The following is a 2,217-nucleotide window of genomic DNA, read 5'->3' as shown; positions in this document are numbered from 1 at the left end:
TGTGTTACAATTGAATAATTTAAAGGAGGATAACATCTCTTGGACCTATATGACGCAAAACGACAGCCTCAATTCTTATATAATTAGTATAGCATAAGATATTACGTATTGTCTATCTACCCGTCTTTCAGTTTTAACACCATAATACTTTAAGAGTGATCCTTTTCCTGAATTCTTACAGTCAGCATATTTGCTGGCTTTTTTTATTTTTTTAAAACTTGACAAAATATTTTTTTACCTCTTTACTAAATGGTGTTATGGTGTTATAATGAGGAGAGGTGATTTTATGGCTTACTTTTTAAAAAAATCCAATCTGAATAAAGGCACTTATCTTCAAATTTATGAAAGCTTTTATGACCCACGCAAGAAAAATACCGCGCACCGTTCTTATAAAGCCCTTGGTTACGTCCACGAACTTCAGGAGAAAGGAATCGAGGACCCGGTTGCTTTCTTCAAAGATGAGGTTGCCCGATTAAATCAACAGCTGGCAGCGCAACGGCAAAACGAGAAAGATTTGCAGATCTCCGAGGAAACTCCTGAAAAACTCCTGGGCTACTTTCCTCTCAAAAATCTCAATGAGTCTCTGGACGTAAAGAAATATATTGATCTTATGCAGACTGCTACGGATTTCAAGTTTAATGTGTTTTCCCTCCTGTCTTCCCTGATCTATTCCAGAGCGGTCTGCCCCTGTTCAAAAGCGAAAACTTTTGACGAAGTACTTCCGAAGTTGTATGAGCCTGTCAGATTTTCCCTGAACCAGCTGTATGCAGGATTAGAGTATCTCGGCTCCGAATATGAAAAGATCATCGAGATCTATAACCATCAGATCAACAGGAAATATCCTTTCGATACTTCTCATACGTATTTCGACTGTACAAACTTTTATTTTGAGATCGACAGAGAGGATGATTTCCGCCGGAAGGGGCCTTCCAAAGAGAATAGAAAAGATCCGATTGTCGGGATGGGGCTCCTGCTTGATGCCCATCAGATCCCAATCGGAATGAAACTCTATCCCGGCAGCGAAAGTGAAAAGCCTGTGATCCGTAAGGTGATCGATGACCTGAAAAGCCGGAACAACATTTCCGGGAAAACCATCCAGGTGGCAGACAAAGGATTGAACTGTTCGGAAAATATCCTCCATGCAGTAAAATCAGGAGACGGATATCTTTTCTCCAAGTCTGTGAAACAGCTTCCGGAAACAGAACAGGTCTGGGTCTTATTGGAAAATGATTACCGGGATGTCAAAAACGAAAAGGGGGATCTTCTTTATCGTATCAAAGAGTGTGTCGATGATTTCCCATATAAATATACGGACGAACAGGGGCGGGAAAAGATTGTACGGTTACAGGAAAAACGAGTAGCTGTCTATAATCCTCAGCTCGCCAAAAAACAAAAGAATGAAATCAGCAGACAGATAGAAAAAGCAAAAATCCTCCGGGCAAGCCAGGCGAAAAGATCCGAATACGGGGACAGCGCAAAATTTGTGACCTTTCAGGCAGTTGATAAAGAAGGGAAGAAATCAAAAGATAAAGTAAAGGTGCTTATGAATGAAAAAGCGATTGAAAAAGCGCAGGCACTGGCTGGTTATAATCTTTTTGTTACATCAGAGATCCATATGTCAGATTCAGAAGTATACCATACCTATCACAACTTATGGCGGATTGAAGAATCCTTCCGGATCATGAAGTCACAGTTGGACGCAAGACCCGTGTATCTCCAGAAGGAAGATACCATCACAGGCCATTTCCTGATCTGCTATCTTGCTGTCCTTTTGACCCGCCTGCTGCAGTTTAAAGTCTTAGGAGATCAGTATTGCTCTGAAGACATCCTGAACTTTTTTAAACAGTTCCGTGCAGCCCGGGTCTCTGAAAGGAAGTACATAAATCTGACAAGGAACTCAACATTTATCCGGGAATTTGCACAGAAGACAGAACTTCCCCTCACCTCTTATTTTCTCACAGAATCGCAAATAAAAAAGATGCTAAGTCACAGGTTTTAATCTGTGGCTTAACACCATTTTTTGCCATCTAACTCTGAAAGTCAGGTATTAAAATCATTTTTATTATATGAGTCAGAAGAATAATTGTCAAGCCCCAAATTAAATTTTATCCATTGTTTGTTTGTGAGAATTACAATACATATGTGTTACAATTGAATAATTTAAAGGAGGATAACATCTCTTGGACCTATATGACGCAAAACGACAGCCTCAATTCT

1 protein-coding gene is annotated in these 2,217 nt (G+C 39.9%); it reads left to right on the top strand.

Going from position 1 to position 2,217, the window contains the following annotated elements:
- Nucleotides 1-286: 286 nt before the first annotated feature.
- Nucleotides 287-1,999, top strand: coding sequence for an IS1634 family transposase (locus B5G33_RS20775; protein ID WP_087418972.1), 1,713 nt, complete (start codon nucleotides 287-289; stop codon nucleotides 1,997-1,999).
- Nucleotides 2,000-2,217: the final 218 nt, after the last annotated feature.

Origin of the sequence: Blautia sp. An81, assembly GCF_002161285.1 — a bacterium.
Classification (GTDB): Bacteria; Bacillota; Clostridia; order Lachnospirales; family Lachnospiraceae; genus Blautia; species Blautia ornithocaccae.
The sequence above is the reverse complement of the archived record's forward strand: the minus strand, read 5'-3'. Positions and strand labels throughout refer to the sequence as shown.